The sequence below is a fragment of the Pseudomonas sp. J452 genome, from assembly GCF_024666525.1.
GTDB lineage: Bacteria > Pseudomonadota > Gammaproteobacteria > Pseudomonadales > Pseudomonadaceae > Aquipseudomonas.
Genome location: NZ_CP088294.1, coordinates 2,373,884 through 2,391,525 on the forward strand (window position 1 = coordinate 2,373,884; position 17,642 = coordinate 2,391,525).

The 17,642-nt window shown below is 58.0% G+C and carries 15 protein-coding genes and 1 tRNA gene; 12 read left to right on the forward strand and 4 right to left on the reverse strand.

Features of this window, described 5'->3' with window-relative positions:
* Positions 1-81 precede the first annotated feature (81 nt).
* Entirely contained in the window at positions 82-2,382 is a 2,301-nt protein-coding gene (locus LRS11_RS10740; RefSeq protein ID WP_260496789.1) for a PqiB family protein, read from the forward strand.
* Between the two features lie 91 nt (positions 2,383-2,473).
* Entirely contained in the window at positions 2,474-2,782 is a 309-nt protein-coding gene (locus LRS11_RS10745; protein WP_182835281.1) for a PepSY domain-containing protein, read from the forward strand.
* A 75-nt stretch (positions 2,783-2,857) separates the two neighbouring features.
* On the opposite strand, the gene mksF is transcribed toward LRS11_RS10745, so the two are convergent.
* Genes mksF through mksB form a run of 3 tightly spaced genes read right to left on the reverse strand, consistent with a single transcriptional unit; the run spans position 2,858 to position 7,622 of the window.
* Positions 2,858-5,677: an Mks condensin complex protein MksF gene (gene mksF / locus LRS11_RS10750; RefSeq protein ID WP_260496790.1), complete on the reverse strand. Its 2,820-nt coding sequence runs from the start codon at positions 5,675-5,677 to the stop codon at positions 2,858-2,860.
* Positions 5,674-6,378, reverse strand: a complete 705-nt coding sequence (mksE, locus tag LRS11_RS10755; RefSeq protein ID WP_260496791.1) for an Mks condensin complex protein MksE — start codon at positions 6,376-6,378, stop codon at positions 5,674-5,676. The genes mksF and mksE overlap by 4 nt, the downstream gene beginning before the upstream one ends.
* Positions 6,375-7,622 carry an Mks condensin complex protein MksB gene (mksB, locus tag LRS11_RS10760; protein ID WP_260496792.1) on the reverse strand — a complete coding sequence of 416 codons (1,248 nt, stop codon included), beginning with the start codon at positions 7,620-7,622 and terminating at the stop codon, positions 6,375-6,377. The genes mksE and mksB overlap by 4 nt, the downstream gene beginning before the upstream one ends.
* A gap of 174 nt (positions 7,623-7,796) precedes the next feature.
* On the opposite strand from mksB, the gene LRS11_RS10765 reads away from it, so the two are divergent.
* From LRS11_RS10765 to LRS11_RS10785, 5 genes are all read left to right on the forward strand, one after another.
* Positions 7,797-8,597, forward strand: coding sequence for an energy transducer TonB (locus tag LRS11_RS10765; protein ID WP_260496793.1), 801 nt, complete (start codon positions 7,797-7,799; stop codon positions 8,595-8,597).
* Positions 8,594-9,046 (forward strand): ribosomal protein S18-alanine N-acetyltransferase, encoded by a 453-nt coding sequence (gene rimI / locus LRS11_RS10770; RefSeq protein ID WP_260496794.1) that lies wholly within the window; start codon positions 8,594-8,596, stop codon positions 9,044-9,046. The genes LRS11_RS10765 and rimI overlap by 4 nt, the downstream gene beginning before the upstream one ends.
* Before the next feature lie 97 nt (positions 9,047-9,143).
* Positions 9,144-9,638, forward strand: coding sequence for a hypothetical protein (locus LRS11_RS10775; protein WP_260496795.1), 495 nt, complete (start codon positions 9,144-9,146; stop codon positions 9,636-9,638).
* 66 nt (positions 9,639-9,704) lie between these two features.
* The gene (gene can, locus LRS11_RS10780) at positions 9,705-10,349 is read left to right on the forward strand and encodes a carbonate dehydratase (RefSeq protein ID WP_260496796.1); all 645 of its coding nucleotides are present in this window, start codon (positions 9,705-9,707) and stop codon (positions 10,347-10,349) included.
* A gap of 1 nt (position 10,350) precedes the next feature.
* Positions 10,351-11,280 (forward strand): DMT family transporter, encoded by a 930-nt coding sequence (locus tag LRS11_RS10785; RefSeq protein ID WP_260496797.1) that lies wholly within the window; start codon positions 10,351-10,353, stop codon positions 11,278-11,280.
* A 44-nt stretch (positions 11,281-11,324) separates the two neighbouring features.
* On the opposite strand, the gene LRS11_RS10790 is transcribed toward LRS11_RS10785, so the two are convergent.
* Positions 11,325-11,411, reverse strand: a tRNA-Leu gene (locus LRS11_RS10790).
* 191 nt (positions 11,412-11,602) lie between these two features.
* Between LRS11_RS10790 and LRS11_RS10795 the strand changes: the two genes are divergently transcribed.
* From LRS11_RS10795 to LRS11_RS10815, 5 genes are all read left to right on the forward strand, one after another.
* Positions 11,603-11,881, forward strand: a complete 279-nt coding sequence (locus tag LRS11_RS10795) for a type II toxin-antitoxin system RelE/ParE family toxin (protein ID WP_260496798.1) — start codon at positions 11,603-11,605, stop codon at positions 11,879-11,881.
* Positions 11,881-12,168: a HigA family addiction module antitoxin gene (locus tag LRS11_RS10800; RefSeq protein ID WP_260496799.1), complete on the forward strand. Its 288-nt coding sequence runs from the start codon at positions 11,881-11,883 to the stop codon at positions 12,166-12,168. The genes LRS11_RS10795 and LRS11_RS10800 overlap by 1 nt, the downstream gene beginning before the upstream one ends.
* Before the next feature lie 373 nt (positions 12,169-12,541).
* Positions 12,542-12,997: a hypothetical protein gene (locus tag LRS11_RS10805; protein ID WP_260496800.1), complete on the forward strand. Its 456-nt coding sequence runs from the start codon at positions 12,542-12,544 to the stop codon at positions 12,995-12,997.
* A 304-nt stretch (positions 12,998-13,301) separates the two neighbouring features.
* Positions 13,302-14,150 (forward strand): restriction endonuclease, encoded by an 849-nt coding sequence (locus tag LRS11_RS10810; protein WP_260496801.1) that lies wholly within the window; start codon positions 13,302-13,304, stop codon positions 14,148-14,150.
* An 8-nt stretch (positions 14,151-14,158) separates the two neighbouring features.
* Positions 14,159-17,179, forward strand: coding sequence for a DEAD/DEAH box helicase (locus LRS11_RS10815; protein WP_260496802.1), 3,021 nt, complete (start codon positions 14,159-14,161; stop codon positions 17,177-17,179).
* The last annotated feature ends 463 nt before the right edge of the window (positions 17,180-17,642 follow it).

Below are 17,642 nucleotides of genomic sequence, written 5' to 3' on the forward strand. Positions count from 1 at the left end.
TTTCTGCGTCTGTCATTTCTTGCTTCTGGGAGAGTTTTCTCCCTGTCTATATCTGTTCCGGAATGGAGTCTGATCTCGATCATGACCGAGCTTAAAACAGCCAAAACTCGCCGAACGACCAGCTGGTCTGCCATCTGGGTGTTGCCATTGATTGCCCTCTTGATCGGCGGTTGGTTGGGCTGGCGTGCCTACAATCAGGCCGGGATCGAGATTCAGGTGTATTTCCCCAGCGGCGACGGGATTCAGACCGGCAAGACTGAGGTGATCTTTAAAGGTATGCCGATTGGCAAGGTCATCGGGCTGGAGATTGACGACAGCGGCAAGAAGCGTGGCGTGCGCGCGACCATTGAGATGGATAAGCGTGTTGAGCCACACCTGCGCAGCAATACCCGCTTCTGGCTGGTCAAGCCGAGTGTTTCACTGGCGGGTATTACCGGTCTGGAAACCTTGGTCTCCGGTAACTACATCACGGCCAGTCCGGGTGATGGCGAGCCGACTCGCGAGTTCACGGCTCTGATCGAGCCGCCGCCACTGGCAGACACCATTCCTGGGCTTCACCTGACGCTCAAGGCTGATCGTCTCGGCTCACTGAACCGTGACAGCCCGGTGTTCTACAAGCAGATCCAGGTTGGGCGAGTGAAGAGCTACAAGCTAGCCGAAGACCAGAGCACGGTTGAAATCAAGCTGTTCATCCAGCCGGAGTTTGCCTCTCTGGTACGCAAACATACGCGCTTCTGGAACGCCAGCGGTGTCACCATCGATGCTGGTCTGTCTGGGGTCAAAGTTCGTACCGAGTCGCTGGCAAGCATCGTGGCAGGCGGCATCGCCTTTGCCACGCCGGAGCACCGCAAGGACAGTCCACCGACTGACCCGAGCCTACCGTTTCGTCTCTATGAAGACTTTGATGACGCACAGGCCGGCATCAAGGTTGCGCTCAAGCTGCATGACTTCGATGGTCTCGAGCCCGGCCGAACGCCGGTGATGTACAAGGGCATTCAGGTTGGCCATATGAAGACCTTCAAGGTCGACCAGGATCTGGGCGGTGCCAGTGTCGAGCTGATGCTGGACCCACGTACCGAGGACTATCTGGTCGAGGGAACGGATTTCTGGATGGTCAAGCCGTCGATCTCCTTAGCCGGCATCACGGGTTTGGAAGCCCTGGTCAAGGGTAACTACATTGCCATTCGCCCAGGCGAAACTGGAGGCGCACAGGTTCGTGAGTTTGTTGCTCGCGACAAAGCTCCGCCTCTCGATTTGGGCGCGCCAGGCCTGCATCTGGTTTTGTTCAGTGACACTCTTGGCTCTCTGGAAGTCGGCAGTCCCATCCTCTATCGCCAGGTCAAGGTCGGCAGCATCCAGAGTTACCAGTTTGCCAAAGATCAGAAACGCGTGGTTCTGGGAGCGCACATCGAGCCCGAGTACGCCAAGCTGGTCAACAGCTCAACACGCTTCTGGAATGCCAGTGGCATAAGCCTTACCGGCGGGCTCTCGGGGATCAAGGTCAAGAGCGAGTCTTTGCAGAGTTTGCTGGCAGGTGGCGTTGCCTTCGACACCCCAAATCTGAGTGCTTCAGTCAGTCGCAAGATCCAGCGCTTCACGCTGCATGAGGATCGTGACAAAGCACTGCAGGAAGGCGTAACCATTCAGATCAAGGTGGCCAGTGGCGATGGGCTCAACCCCGGTACACCGATTCGTTACAAAGGCATCGAGGTGGGCAAGGTTGAAACCGTCGAGCTGACCGATGATCTGCAGGCCGTGCTGCTCAATGCGCGGATCACCAAGGCGACCACACGGATTGCCAGCGTTGGCAGCTCTTTCTGGGTGGTAAAGCCCGAGCTTGGTTTGGCGCGTACTGCCAATCTGGAAACTCTGGTCAGTGGCCAGTATCTGGAGGTATCGCCCGCAGACAAGGCTGGTAAGCCGCAGGCCTATTTCGAGGCGCGCATGCAGGCGCCAACGGCTGACGTGCGCGAAACGGGTCTGCGCGTCGTACTGAGCACCGCTCGCCGCGGCTCGATCAAACCGGGCGTGGTGGTGAGCTATCGGGAAGTCCCGGTGGGCAAGGTGACCCATTTCGAGTTGGGGCCAACCTCTGATCGTGTGTTGATCCACGCGCTGATTGAACCGCGTTATGCCCCCCTGGTGCGCAGTGGCACGCGTTTCTGGAATGCCAGCGGTATTGGCGTCGAGGCCGGGTTGTTCAAGGGCGTGAAAGTACGCACGGAATCCCTTGAGGCCTTGCTGGAAGGCGGTATTGCTTTTGCCACCCCGGACAATGCATTGATGGGCGGGCCGGCCCAGCCAGGGCAGACCTATGCGCTGAACGACGAGGTCAACGAAGAGTGGCTGAAGTGGGCGCCGAAGATCGTGCTGGACAAGTGAAGTGAGGGAATCGGGCAGATTCAGTTTGAGTTAAGTCGACTTGGCTATCTTGGTTCCTGTCGAAACCAACTACCCCTAGCGGAGACTGAACATGAACAAGCTGACTGCCCTATTTGCCATCACCACCCTGGCTGCCACTGCCGGTATCGCCCAGGCCCGCGACCTGGGTCCGGACGAAGCGCTGAAACTGCGCGACGCCGGTACCATCCAGAGCTTCGAGAAACTCAACGAAGCGGCCATCGCCAAGCACCCCGGCAGCAAGGTCGAGGAAACCGAGCTGGAAGAGGAATACGGTCGCTACATCTATCAGGTCGAGCTGCGTGATGCGCAGAACGTGCAGTGGGATCTGGAACTGGATGCCACCAACGGTCAGATCCTCAAAGACCAGCGCGACGATTGATCGATCGCCAGATAACGAAAGGGCCGCATTAGCGGCCCTTGTCGTTTCTACTCCCGGATTGCATCCGGGCTACCCTCAGGCCGGCTGGCCTTCCGGCTCGGCGGCTTTTACCACCTCGCGGCGCTTGATGTACTTCCAGTCCGCCTCGTCGATGTAGATACCGTTCGGCCCGCTGCCACCTTCCAAGTCGATGGCCACATGGGCCGAGACCTGCGGCTTCACCGAGGCGAGGATCGGCACGAAGCCCAGTTGCAGGCTGGTCTCGATCAGCGCCTGCTGGTTGCGCTCGTCGATGTCCGCCGCTTCGTCGAGATAGTAGGGCAGGCGTACCTTGCCGGCCTGCTCGCGGTCCATCAGGTGCAGCAGCAGGTACATGTTGGTCAGCGCCTTGATGGTCATGGTCGTGCCGTTGGACGCCGCGCCGTCGATGTCGGTGTGCATCACCGGCTGGCCGCCGACCTTGGTGATCTCGAACGCCAGTTCGAACAGGTCCTTGAGGCCCAGCTGGTTGTGGTTGGCCGCGACCAGGCGCGCCAGGTACTCCTTGGCCTCCTCGTTCTTGGCGTCCTGATCGCCGCTCTGCTGCAGATCGAACACCGAAAGGGTCTCGCCTTCCTCGTACTTACCGGCGCTGTGGATGATCTGGTCGATGTGTTTGAGCGCGTCTTTGTTCGGCGCGAGGACGATGCGGAAGCTCTCCAGGTTGGAGACCTGGCGCTTGTTGATCTCGCGGTTGAACAGCGCCAACTGGTGTTCCAGGTTGTCGTAGTCGCTGCGGATATTGCGCAGGGTACGGGCGATGTCGGTGACTGCCGCCCGTCTGGCCTTGGCAAGGGTCAGGGCCTCGTCCTGGCGGTGCGCGTAGGCGTTGACCAGCAGGTGCAGGCGACGCTCGACGTCGTCCTCGCTGTCGAACTTGGCCACGCCTTTCAGGCGCACCTGAGCGTACAGCGCCTCGATCTGGCCGTCGATGCGCTGCAGTGCCTGCCAGCTGTCCTGGTAGTCGTTGAGCAGGGGCTGCAGGTTGTCCAGCGAGTCGTCGACCGGGTCCATGAACGGCGTGCCGAACGGCAGGTCGGCCGGCAGCAGTTGGCGGCGGCGCAGGGCATCTTCGAGGGTGCGCTGCTTGGCTTCCAGATCGGCCAACTGACGGCCGACCAGTTGCAGCTTGGCGGACAGCTGTTGCACGCGCTCGGTAAAAGCATCCGAAGCGCGCTTGAGCTCGTCCTGGGCGGCCTCCAATTGTGCAAGCTGCTCCAGCTTGCTGGCGTCCTCGACGGACAAGGTCTGGCAGCGGCGGAAGTCTTCCAGCGCCTTCTGCGCATCCAGCACGTCCTTGTACAGCTGCTCGGCCTGGGCCTTGCTCGCAGCGCGGTCGGCGGCCACGGCCTGCTGGGTCTTGAGTTGCTTGAGCTCGCGTTCCAGGCGATCGCGCTGGTCGCGCAGGGCAGCGCGGTCGGCCAGGGCCTGCAGGGCCGGCGGCTCGATATGCGACAGGTCGATGGACAGGCCGGGCACTTCGAAGTGATCGCCCTTGAAGCGATCTAGCACGGCCTCAACCGCCTTGACCCAGTCGTCGCCCTCGGCCTGGATGCCTTTTTCGCCCAGCGGCAGGCTGAACAGCTGGCCGTTGAACAGGCGCATCAGGCGATCGACATCGGCCTGGCTGAACTCCTCACGCAGGCGCGAGTAACTGTTGTTGTCGGCGTGGTCGAGCTGCTGCTTGACCGACTTCAGACGTTTTTCCAGGTCACGCAGACGCTCGTCGAGGTCCTCGGCCGAGAACTGCCGCGACTGCGCCAGGGCGCCGGCCAGTTCGTCGTGGGCGTCCTTGGCGGCGAGCAGCTGCGCTTCCAGCACTTTCACGTCGTCGACCAGGGCGAAGCGGTTCTTCAGCACCGCCAGTTCGCCCATCCAACGCTGGATTTCGCTGATCTCGCGTTCCAGGCGCATCAGCTCCTGGGTGCCGCCGCGCTGCTCGTGCTGCAGGCCGTCCTGCTCGCCACGGTAGTGCTCGTGCTGGGCCAGCAGCTCGTCACGGCGCGCACCGGAGTAGTCCTGCCAGGTGCCGAGCAGGTTATCCAGCAGCGGCGACAGGCGATGCAGCTTGCCGCGCAGTACTTCGCGCTGGGCCACGCCGGCGGACAGCGCTTCGATCAGCGGGCCGGCGGTGACCAGCGCCTGGTAGTCCTGCTCCATGCGGCGCACGTCGCGGAACGCCTCCTCGGTGGCGGCGATGTAGTCGACGCTGCCGGAGCGCAGGCTGTGCTCGAAGGCATCGAGGAACAGCTGCTTGAGCTTGGCCGCGGTGATCTCGCGCATATGCAGCAGGTTGATGAACAGGGCGCGGAAGGTCTTCAGGCTCTGCTCGCTGGTGGAGCGCAGCGGAATCAGGGTCAGGTCCAGCGGGATCGAAGTATGTCCGCCAACCAGCAGGCGGCGCAGTTCATCGGGCTTCAGTTCATAGGCGACGATCCCGGCCTGGCCGAGGTTGTTGAACAGCTCGCGCTGGCGCAGGCAGGTGCCGTTGCTCTGGTAGTGCTGCAGGTCCAGCTCGCCACGGTAGGCGAAGAACTGGTGACCGAAGCCGCCGCCCGGGCCGCGACCGGCCACGCCGATCACGTGCGGGCCGTGGGGCAGGGACACTTCGACGAGGATGTAGCTGGTGTCGCTGGCGAAGTAGAACTTGCGCGAGGCTTCCAGGCTGTACTTGCCGAAGCTCATGTCCGACATGCGCGCCAGGATCGGGAACTGCAGGGCGTTGATCGACGCCGATTTACCCAGGTTGTTGGCGCCGTACACCGACAGCGGGTTTTCCAGCGGGAACAGGCCGAGGCTGTAGCCGGCGGTGTTCAGCAGGGCGAAGCGGCGGATGCCGTAGCGTTCCTGGCTCATGCGTCGATCTCCTGGGCTTCACGTTCTTCGGCCATGGCGCGAGCCAGGGCATCTTCCTCGTTTTCTTCGAGGGCGATTGTTTCGGCCGGCTCGATGATCACGATGTCGTCTTCGACCTCATCGGCAACCAGTACCGGTGTCGGCAGGGGCAGGGCGCTGTGCAGGCTGGCGGCGAGGTCGCGGTCCTGCTGCACCGACAGGCACACGTCGAGGAAGCGGTGCATCGGCGCGAGGAAGCGGTACACGCCGTTGTCCTCGCCGGCGAAGCCGAGCTGGGTCAGGCGGCGCATGACCTTCTCTTCCAGTTCTTCCTGGGTGGTGACTTCGGCCTGGAGGAACAGGTCCTTGTACTTGTCCAGTAGCGGCGGCAGCTCGTCGCGGCCGAGGCTGCCGCCGTCGAGCACGGCCAGCGGGTCGCGGCCCTGGTCGGCGAGGTGCTCGACCAGGACGAAGGTGAACAGCGCCAGGCGCTGGGCGGTCTTGTTGACCTGGGCGCCCATCTGCTCGGGGACGAAGTAGTAGAAGCCGCGGGTGTCGCAGGTCAGCTCGTAGCCGAGCGACTTGAACAGTGCGCGGTACTGGTCCTGCAGGTTGGATAGCTGGGTGTACAGCTCCGGGTCGCGGCGGCTGATGTGGTAGCCCTTGAACAGCTCGCGGAAGATCGGCGCCAGCTGGGTCAGTTCTTTCAGGTCGATATTCATGCAGTGGTCCCGGCCGGCTTGATCAGGGCGTAGGAGCTCAGGCTGACCTGATGCTCGCGGGTGAGGTAATCGCGGCGCTCGAGGCGTTCACGCTGGAAGCGGCTATCGCGGGACAGGCGCGAGAACCAGTAGAGCAATTCGTCGGTGGCGCCGGTCGGTTCCTGCTCCAGCAGCCAGACCATCAGGTCCGGCAGCGGCAGGGCCTGCTCGCAGCGCTCGATCATCTCGCGGGCGGTGCGCGGCGCGCGTTGCGGTTCGCCCTTGCGCGTGGCGCTGGCCTTGGGGAACTGCGACGGCTTGGGCTCGAAGCGGGCTAGGGCGTAGACGTACGCCTCGACCTGCGAGGCGGTGCCGAGGAAGGTGCTCTGCGGGCGCGTGTGCAGCGGCAGCGAAGCCTGCGGTACGGCGTCCAGGCCCTTCTTGCGGATTGCCGCCAGGGCCAGTGCCGCGCCACGGGTCACGGCGTTGTGCCGGCGCGCTTCCTCGCGCAGCGGCAGCAGCAGCTCGCGGGCCTTGCGCAGGGTCAGCTGGGCGGTGGTCTGCATTTCCAGGATGCGCGCGTGGGTGCGCAGCAGTAGGTCGTCGTCGACCAGTTGGCCAAGGCGCTGCTGTTCACCGAGCAGCTTGAGCAGCACCTGCTCGACGCGCCGTACGCCCTGCTCGAAGGCGCCGTCGGCGGCGACCAGCTGGATCATCGGCTCAACGTATTCGTCCCAGGTCGCCAGCACTTCGGCGTAGCGCTGGCGCAGCGGAATCTGCCGGTCGCTGGTCTTGGCCCGTTCGGCCACGCCGATCAGCGCCTGCTCGTCGTTGCCGAGCTTCTTCAGTACATCGCGCACGCGCATATCGAGCAGACGCAGCTGGCGGGCCAGATCGTTGCCGTCGCGGATTTCGAACGCGTCCTGGATATAACCGGCCAGGCGCTCCAGATGGCGCAGGTAGGCTTCGATTTCCAGGCACAGGCCGAGGCGGTGTTCGCGCCGCAGGTAGGCGAGGAAGTCATGGATCTGCGCGTTCAGCTCGAAGCGATTGGGGCTCTTGGCCACCGGCACCAGGATATCCAGGCGGATCCACTGGTCGAGCAGGGCGGTAATGTCAGCGGGGCTGCCCGCAGGCAGCTGCGCGCCGAGCTGGTTGCGCAACTCCACCAGGCTCAGGGTGCCGGCATCGAAGCGCTCGCACAGCGGTTCCAGTAGCGTCCAGTGCTCGGCGAGGGCGCGCAGTACGCGCTTGGGGTCAATCATTTGGGCATCCGTTCTGCAGGCTGCTTTCTTATAAAGCGCGGAATTGTACTGCAAAGGTAAGGGGCTGGCCGACCGGGTGTCGAAACGCCCGTCGGCCTTCCCCGAAGCGGCGATTCAGGCCACAATTCCCGCCCATCAGAGTGGGCCCGCTGCCCGCCACAGGAACTCTCTACCTTGATCGAAGAAGCCCGTCGCCGTGCCTATCTGACCGCCATGCAGGTGGTCAGCTGGCTGCCGCGCAGTGTGTTGCCCTTTGCTGCGCCATCGCGGGCCGAGCTGCTGCAGCAATTGCCCGAGCCGGAGCCGCAGGTTGTCGCGCCGCCGGTAGCGGCTGCCGCGCCTGCAACGGTGCGCGAAGATGCTCCGGCACCCCGTCCGAGCATCGAAGTGCCGCGCCCCGCAGTGCCGATGCCCAAACCAATGATCAAGGCCGAACCGACCGCGAGCGAAGCAGAAGAAACCCCGGCGCCGACCCGGGCTGCACCTGTGGCGCCGCCGCGCTTTGCCCTGCAGCTGCTGCGTGCCGGCGACTGCGCCGTGCTGGTCGAGCTGCCCACCGGCGAATCCTTCCAGAGCCGCGATCCAGCCTATCTGCTGTTGAAAGACCTGCTGCGTGCCGCCGGCCTGCCGGACAGCCCGCAACAGGTCGGCGACGGCTCGCCGATCCGCTGGCCGCTGCTCTCGCGCGGCAACCTCGACCAGGGCCCGGATGCGGCCCGTGACTACGTGCAGGGCGTGCTGGCCGGCCAGCTGGAAAGCCAGCCCTGCGCCTGCCTGTGGCTGATCGGTTTGCCCGCCATACGTTTTGCCGGCGAAGGCGATGCCGACAGCTACAACCGCGAACTGACCATCGACGGCCTCGGCCCGGCCTGGGCGCTGCCGGGGCTGGAGCTGCTGATGGACGAGCCTGAGCGCAAGCGCGAGTTGTGGCAGGCCATGCGCCGGGTGATGCAGCGCTGGAAGCCGACTGTATGAGTGGCGCCATCAGCTTTCGCCCGATGACTGAGGCGGATCTCGACCGCGTGGTGCAGATCGAGGCCGCCGCCTTCAGCCACCCGTGGAACCGCAACCTGTTCGCCGATGGCCTCAAGTCCTACGACTGCTGGGTAATGTTGGAGGGCGACGAGCAGATCGGCCACGGCATCATCCAGGTGATCATCGACGAGGCGCACCTGCTCAATATCACCGTGCGCCCGCAGAGCCAGGGCAAGGGCTACGGCCTGCAGCTGCTGGAACACCTGATGCGCCGGGCCATGCAGCTGAACGCTGGCGAGTGCTTCCTCGAAGTACGTGCCAGTAACCAGTCGGCCTATCGCCTGTACGAGCGCTACGGCTTCAACGAGATCGGCCGGCGCCGCGACTACTACCCGGCAGCGGGGGGGCGCGAAGATGCGCTGGTGATGGCCTGCACGCTGCTCGACTGAGTACTGTTCGGCAAAACCAGTCTTTCGGGCCCGCGCTGGCACAAGCGAGTGGCTACCAGCGGATAGAATGGCGCTCCATCTAAAAGGAGTGATTGCCATGGAACAGGCAAACCAGAGTCCCCCGTCCGCCATCCATATTGATCTCGGCACCCTGCCGCTGCAGCTTGAGGTGCCCGGTTTCGCGACCTTCTACGAAGAGCACCGCCTGGCTAACGAGAGCCCGTCGTTGGCGACCCTCCTCAGCTTCATCGGCTACGGCGTGCTGATCGTTGGCGTGCTGACCCTGATCTTTGGTCCGGAAAGCGTCATGGTCAGTACGTTCAGCGGGCCGGACTTTTTCCAGATGATCCAGCTCTATCCAGGCCCCATCGCTTCGGCGGGCTTCCTGATTGCTTCCGCGGCAACCCTGATGAACGGGCAGAAGCTGCAGCTGACCCCCGAGGACTACCTGCTCAATCACTACCCGATCGAGCCGCAAGGCGAATTGCCACAAGGGCAGGACTTGCACGTCGGCTATCTCGGTGACAGCCGCTTCCTGCTCAGCGGCGTGGTTGCGGGGGAGGCCGCTGGCGCGAGCCCGGCCGGCGCCTGAACCGCGGCTTGCTTGTCAAAGTCCAGGCCGCTCCGTATGGTGCGGCGCGAGCCTGGAGGATTAGCCATGAATGATCTGCAGCACCTGTTCGACAACAACGCGCGCTGGGCCGAGTCAGTCAACCAGAAGGACCCGGAGTTCTTCGTCAAGCTGGCCAAGCAGCAGACGCCCGAGTTCCTCTGGATCGGCTGTTCGGATGCGCGGGTGCCGGCCAACGAAATCGTCGGTCTGTTACCGGGCGATATCTTCGTCCACCGCAACGTCGCCAACGTGGTGCTGCATACCGACCTCAACTGCCTGTCGGTGATCCAGTACGCGGTCGACGTGCTCAAGGTCAAACACATCCTTGTCACCGGCCACTATGGCTGCGGCGGCGTGCGCGCGGCCATGCAGGACCGCCAGTTCGGCCTGATCGACGGCTGGCTGCGCTCGATCCGCGATCTCTATTACGAGCAGCGCGAGCACTTCGCCGCCATCGCCGACGAGGAAGACAAGGTCGACCGCCTCTGCGAGCTCAACGTCATCCACCAGGTCGCCAACGTCAGCCACACCACCATCGTGCAGAACGCCTGGCACCGCGGCCAGGAGCTGGCGGTGCACGGCTGCATCTATGGCATCAAGGACGGTCGCTGGAAGAACCTCAACGTCACCGTCAGTGGCCTGGAGCAACTGCCGCCGCAGTACCGCCTGCGCCCGGCCGGCCAGTCCTGAGGTGCCGCGCGCCCAACTACTCGCCTGGCTCGGCTTGGCCCTGGCCAGCCTGTTCTGGGCCGGCAACTCGCTGGTGGCGCGGGCGTTCAGCGGCCCGATCCCGCCGCTGTCGCTGGCCTTCTGGCGCTGGGCTGTGGCGTTGGCCATCGTCTTGCCTTTTGTCGCCCCCTCGCTGTGGCGTTACCGCCAAGCCCTACGCGCCGCCGGCTGGCGCCTCTGGGTCGCGGCGCTATTGGCGATCACGCTCTACAACTGCCTGCTCTACACGGCGGCGCTGAGCACCGCGGCGATCAACCTCAGCCTGGTCAGCACCTGCCTGCCGCTGGCGACCTTTATTGGCGCCGGCCTGTTGCTCGGCGAATGGCCGGCACGGCGGGCCTGGGTCGGGCTTGGGTTGGCGTTGCTCGGTCTGATCTGGCTGATCGCCCAGGGCAACTGGCAGATGCTCAGCACCCTGTCGTTTGCCCAGGGTGACCTGCTGATCTTGCTGGCAACCCTCGACTGGGCGCTCTACTCCCTGTTGTTGCGGCGCTGGAACCGTTACTTCCAGATTCCACCCTTCACCTTGCTCGGCGCGCTGATCCTGCTCGGCCTGCTGATGCTGGCGCCCCTCTATGCCTGGGCGCTTGGGCAGGGCGCGCGGTTCGAGCCAAGCCTGGAGAACCTCGCGGCGATTGCCTATACCGCGCTCTTCGCTTCGGTCCTGGCTTATCACTTGTGGAATATCGGCCTGCGTGAACTCGGCGCGGCGCGTACCGCGATGAGCAACTACCTGATGCCGGTATTCACCGCGCTATTGGCCTGGCTGCTACTGGGGGAGGGCTTGCAGAGCTATCATTGGATTGGCGGGGCTATGATCTTTGTCGGTCTCTTGTTGGCTGGCCGTACGCAACAAGCCACCAACCGAGTTAAAGGGGGTGGCGAAATCTAAGCGCACCAGAACGCGGCAATAAAGAATCTGGGTAGATAAGAGAATGGTGCCCGGAGCCGGACTCGAACCGGCATGACCTTGCGGCCGAGAGATTTTAAGTCTCCTGCGTCTACCGATTTCGCCATCCGGGCATGAAAGCGGGCCGCGAATTATGCAGAAGCTCCGCCGCACTGTACAGCGCCGGGTCCCACCCCGTTAGCCCAACTGGGACGGCCTGTTACAAGTAAACGCATAAGCTTTCTGTGATTGCATTGATGGTTTCCCAGCTCGCTTTGGGATTCTCTCCGCTGTTGCGTGTTGCGCAACATGCTAAGCTTTGCCAATGATCAAGTCTTTCCAGCACAAAGGGCTTCGTAAGCTCTTCGAAACGGGTAGCACGGCTGGCGTACAGGCTGCACATGCCAAGCGGCTGAGGTTGCAGCTTGCTGCTTTGGATACAGCCCTGTCTGTCGATGATATGGACATCCCAGGCTTTCGCCTGCATCCGCTCAAGGGTGAGCAGCGAGGGCGCTGGTCGATCATGGTGAATGGCAACTGGCGGCTGACGTTCGAATTTCGCGACGGAAACGCTTACGTCCTAGACTATGAGGATTACCACTGATGAATATGCACAACCCTCCGCACCCTGGTGAGTTCATCACCGATATCTACCTGGAGCCGAACGCCATCAGCGGTCGTGAGCTGGCGGAAAAGCTGGGTGTAGCACCATCGACTTTGAGTCGTGTCTTGAAATGCACCAGTCGCGTAACGCCTGAAATGGCCCTGCGCCTGTCGGTAGCTCTCGGCCGTTCGCCTGAAAGTTGGCTAGCTATGCAGGATGCCTACGATTTATGGAATGCCCGCCAGAATGTAGACCTACAGCAGGTAGGCAAGCTGGTTTTTGCGTGAGGGCTAAGCAATGGCATTTGCAGTGCTGACTGATGTTGCCGCATCCATAGCTAATCTGAAACGCAACCCGCTGCGCGTCATCCGCGAGGGGGCTGGCGCAGCGGTCTTGATCCTCCATCGGAACAAACCGGCTTTCTATGCCGTTCCCCCAGCACTGTACGAGGCTATGCTTGGGGCCGTCGACGATGCCTGCCTAGTCGAGGTTGTGTGTGCTCGACGTGGTGAGCCCACTGTACGACTCGATATTAATGACCTCATCGCTCAAGCCGAAATATCAGGGGTGGTTCAATCAGTCCCCTTTTCCGCAAGTCCCCTTTTCCGCAAAGTGGCGAGTGCTAAACGAAAAAGGGTTTAACGCATATAGGGTTCAGGGATGGATAAGGCTTTCCAGGCTAAGACTAAAAGCTCGTGGTCAGAGATTCTGGATATCGCACTTGCGGTCGTTTTTTTAGGCCCCACTAGTGCTTTTTACGTGATGTCCCTGATTCTGTTTCTGTTCGTCATGCTGTTCTCGAATAAGGCGGGTGGCCCAAATGCGAGTTTCATTTTTTGGTATTTTGGCGCAGGCGTTGGGTTGATAACCTGCTTCAGGCTACTGTCCTGGCATCGCAGAGAAAGGCTGAAAACGTTGAGCCCGACTATCTGGACAGGGCTCTTGATTGGTTTCATAGCCTTCGGGGTGGTAGTTGTTCGGGCGGGAGTGCCTGGCAATATCCAGGAAGCTAAATTCGTTTTCATGCTTGGAGGTGGCCCTGCTGCCTATGTCCTCATTGTGCTCGCTGGCATGGCGGTAAGGGATAGGCGTATTGCGCATGGGGCGGTGGGGTAGGCACGATGTAGTCAATATCCCAGAAACGACAAAGGCCTACCCGAAGGTAAGCCTTTGTTTTGTTTGGTGGCTACGCAGGGACTTGAACCCCGGACCCCAGCATTATGAATCACCTGAGTGGCGCCAGAGTAAGCCCCACAAGCCCATAGCATGGGCCTTCTAGCCTTCTCTCACTCCCGTTACGCCAGAGCTTTTCAGAAAAAGCTGCCGATGTAGTCACCTTCCCTATTTACGTGATCCGACTCACAAGCTAGCTTATCCGTACTGGCAATGTGCCAATGCAAGGATCGCATTAGGGGTAAGGATGGCTCGCAGTAGAAGAACTTCAGCCTTTGAAAACATGATCGAACTCGCTAGCCGCCTTCCTTGGTGGCTATCTCTGATCCTGGCTCTCGCCTCCTATCTCTTTCTTCACGCTTACGCGACTTCTCCCATTCCTCGAGTAACTGACCCGCATCAGATGGCGGCGCAGATGACCTCTACTCTGTTTCATTCTCTTGCTATGGGTGGCCAATACCTGCTTCCCCTTGCTTTCGTCTTTGGCTCAATTGGTTCTGTATTTACCCGACTTCATCGCCGGAGACTACTAGCGAATGTTTCTTCTGCAATTAATCCGGGCCGGATAATTGATGGCATTAGCTGGCGTGAATTCGAACTATTAATCGGGGAGGTTTTCCGCCAAAAGGGGTATGTGGTTTCCGAGCTGGGAGGAGCGGGGCCGGATGGCGGTGTAGATATTGTTCTTCACAAGGATGGAGAGAAATATCTCGTTCAATGTAAGCATTGGCGCTCTTTGAAAGTTGGTGTAAGTGTTGTTCGTGAGCTCTTCGGAGTAATGGCAGCTCAAGGGGCTGTTGGTGGGTTTGTCGTTACTTCGGGAAAGATGACAAGCGAGGCCAAGAGTTTTTCAGCTGGGCTTAATATCGTATTGGTTGAAGGTGATGAGTTGCGGTTGTGGTTGGCTTCTGTTGGCAATCAAAGGAGTGAGCCTGGCGGAGCTAAGGCTGAGGCCGGCCATGGCATGGAGGACGCCAAATGTCCTAATTGCCAATCCAGCATGGTCCTACGTACAGCCAAACGTGGTTTGAATATCGGTAACCGATTCTGGGGATGCTCTAAATATCCTCTATGTAAGGGCATAAGAAATATCTAGGGGGCTTTGTGGTTCAAAAAATTATTGACTACTTGCGTGACCGGGGTGACGGAGTTAGAGGTTGCCAACGGTCTGCTCTAGAGTCTTTTGTCGACTATAGGCAGTCAGGCGATATAGAAAAGGCCTTTCTAGTAAACTTGCCTACTGGCGCTGGTAAAACCGGTGTCATAGCTCTTATTGCGCACCTTTGTGATGAACAAAGAGTTCTTGTTGTCTGCCATAGGAAGGCAGTTAAAACCCAGCTCTATCGGGAGATTTCAAAGAGGTTCTTTCGCCAGACTTTAAAAGATAATGATTTGGAGTTGAAGGCTGCATATAAGGACAATGATTTTGATCAGGGTAATGGTGTTTATATTACTACTTTTCAAAAATTATCCACATTAAGTGATGAGGATCTGGCAGGTGTTCAGGCTGGGTTTGATTTGATTGTTGTAGACGAGGGGCACTCTGAACCATCTCCAGTGTGGCGGGAGATCGTTCGTCAGAGTCGTGCGGTGAAAGTGGTTGTTACCGCGACTCCATATAGGAATGATCTTTTTGAGCTCAATGTAAGCACTGACAAATATTTCGTTTATACGTTTCGCGAGGCTTGTCTCGATGGCGTTATAGTGGAGCCTGAATTCCATCAAGAGCAAGTTGGTAACTTGCTTGCAGTGGTTCGCGGCTTTCTCAATGATAATCCAAGTTTGAAATGTATCGTCAAGTGTAAGAGTTTGGATGACATACTTGTATTCCATGGCCTACTATCGCAGGAGTTTGTTACTGTTAGTGTTCATGATAGGGTTGTAAATCCTGGAGTGGACTTTAAATTTAAAAGTGTCTCTCACGCTTTGAAAGTTGAGGGTGCTCGCGTAATTATTCACCAGCATAAGCTTGATGAGGGAGTGGATATACCCGAGGCAAAGTTACTGATTCTCACTTATTCTTTAGGTAGTGGTAGGGAGCTTGTTCAGTCTGTTGGACGGGTAGTAAGAAACTTTGAAGGCAGTACCCCGATTGTTGTTGATATGGCACTTGGTGCTAATGAGGGGATGTGGGACGGGTATTTGGCTTTTGATACCTATATCTCATCAGATAATGGGGCGAGAGATTTTCTTAGATCGCTTAGTACGAGCTATCTCATAGAGGGCTTTTTGAACGGATTCCCGCAATATAGTTATTTTGCTGGTCGTTTTAGAAAGCGTTTGGATTTGGGTGAAGTATCTCCTTTGGATGATATTAATATACCCATGGCGTCTGTTTGTTTTGTTCAGAAAAGTGATGGTTTTTCTCTGCCTTTATTTATGGATAAGCTCTATTGGGAGTTGCACGGCGCGGGGGCGCTTGTAAAGGAATATCGTGACGTAATAGATTTGTCGTTAATAATTTATGTCTCCTTCAAGAGTTCACGGTTTTTTTCTGAGAAATTGTTTTTTGAACCTAAGTTGGATGTTATTGTTGTAAAGGATGCTGGTGATTGTGTTGCTATATATGATAGTGGTGGTGGTCGATATTATAATCAGTCGGCATATGGATTAGGGGCCTCGCTAGATATTGGAAAATTAACATCGCTGGCGGCCTTCACCCCATATCGGTCGATAAAGGAAACGCATGCCCGTGCTGTTGGTAGCGCTGATCAACGGCCGGAAATGGTAGCGCAAAAGGGGGCTGATTTAGGTAGTGCCCAGGCAACCCAACGTAACTCTAAGTATGCTCTTTCCATGTTGAGGTTTGATAATTACGGTTTGGATGGTAAAAAGAGTAAGAGCTTTTATGTTGGTGCCAGATCGGGACGAGTTGCGGATCAAAAGGAAAGTAATTTCACCCTCCAAGATTTATCTCAGTGGGTAGATACAGTCGTCGACCAAATGCATAAAGGCGGAAGCGTAGGTAGACTTATCAAGTCCTATGCTCAGCCTAGCGCAGACCGTCCAGCCTGTGATCCCATATCAATAATTTTGGATTTCTCTGATCTCGATGGCCCGCTTGAAGTTCGTAATGGTGTCGTGAGTCCCGAGTTCTATTATATTGATGGAGGACCAATATTTACGCTTTTAATTGATGGTGAATCGATAGATTTGGAGTTGGAGTACGACGCCGAAAGAGTCGAGTTCTCTGTAGGGTTGGTGGGAGGCTCACTTGGTATCGCTGAATTTTATCCAATAATTGAATATATTAATTCTCACCGTAAGATTAAGGTTCTTTTTGAGGATGGGACGACTTATCTCCTAGGTTCTTTCTATCGTCTTTCTCTCCCTTACGAACAAGGTATTAGTGTTGAGGACTCTTGGGCAGGTTCCGTGCTATTTGGCGTGCCATGTTTACAAGATGCAAATATAAAAGAAAAAGGCGTTTCGGATGGTCATGGGAATTACATAAATACGGTTGCGGGCGAGTTTGGTCCTGAATCGATATTTTATAAGTTGGATCTTCTCAGAAATAGCGGCGCTCCTGGAGTTGTGTTTTCTGATCTTGGTGAATTTGCGAGATATATTCCTGGCTGCGACTTGGTGATATGTGCTGATATGAGCACTGAGCCGTGCGATTTCATATTGTCGTCACCAGATAAGCTTTGCTTTGTTCATGTGAAATGTGGTGACACGGCTAATCCAGGCGCCCCGGCGGGTGCTATCGCTGAAGTCGGTAGCCAAGCAATAAAAAATATCCATTACCTTGTTTCTAATAATGATCAGCAGGTTCCGGGTAATTTCGGTATGTGGAATAGTTCGTGGCCGAGTTCTACTTCTGGATACCCTCTTTCAACACGGTATAGATTATTTAATGGCGTGATTTCGCATGCTCCTGCAGCAGATGGTTCAACCTCGCAGGAGGTGTGGGATTTGATTTGCAGTAGGAGAAAATCGCTTCAGTGTAAGAAAGAGATTTGGATTGTTGTTGGTCGATCTTTTTCTAAAAATAGCTTTATTAACTCTATGACGCTCGGAGTAACTGCTCCCCCAGAAGTTGTTCAAGCATATCAGCTGATTGAAGACTGGGTTGGTACCGCAAACGACTATGATGTGACACTCAAAATATTCACATCTACTTAGATTAAACGTCACTAGATTGTTTCGCACCCGTCGCGGGTCATGGGGGCTACTCCTTGGCTCGTCGGCGGGCGTACCAGCGCCTAGCAACTTCTTGCGTGATTGCTATCCCGCGTTTGGACTGCTCAAGTTTCGATGAGCTTCGTCATAGTCAGGGCTAGTTTCCCCATTATCAGGATCAATACGCCCTGTTCTTAGCCATAGCGAGTACTGAGGGTAGTGGCTCGCAATAATGTCTAATTCATTTGTTCTAAGGTTTGCGCGCTTATCATAACGAATGGTTTTGCAGCGCTCCTCTTTTATGCCTGTCACTTCGCTCACCTCGCGGTGCCCGACTATAGACATAAAATGCCTAGCTCTATCCTGTGTTAATTCCATATTGATCTTAAAAAATCTCAGTTGAAATATTCCACAGCTGCCAGCTGGTGGTATTATTCCACTGCGATGTGGAGATATTCCACTCGGT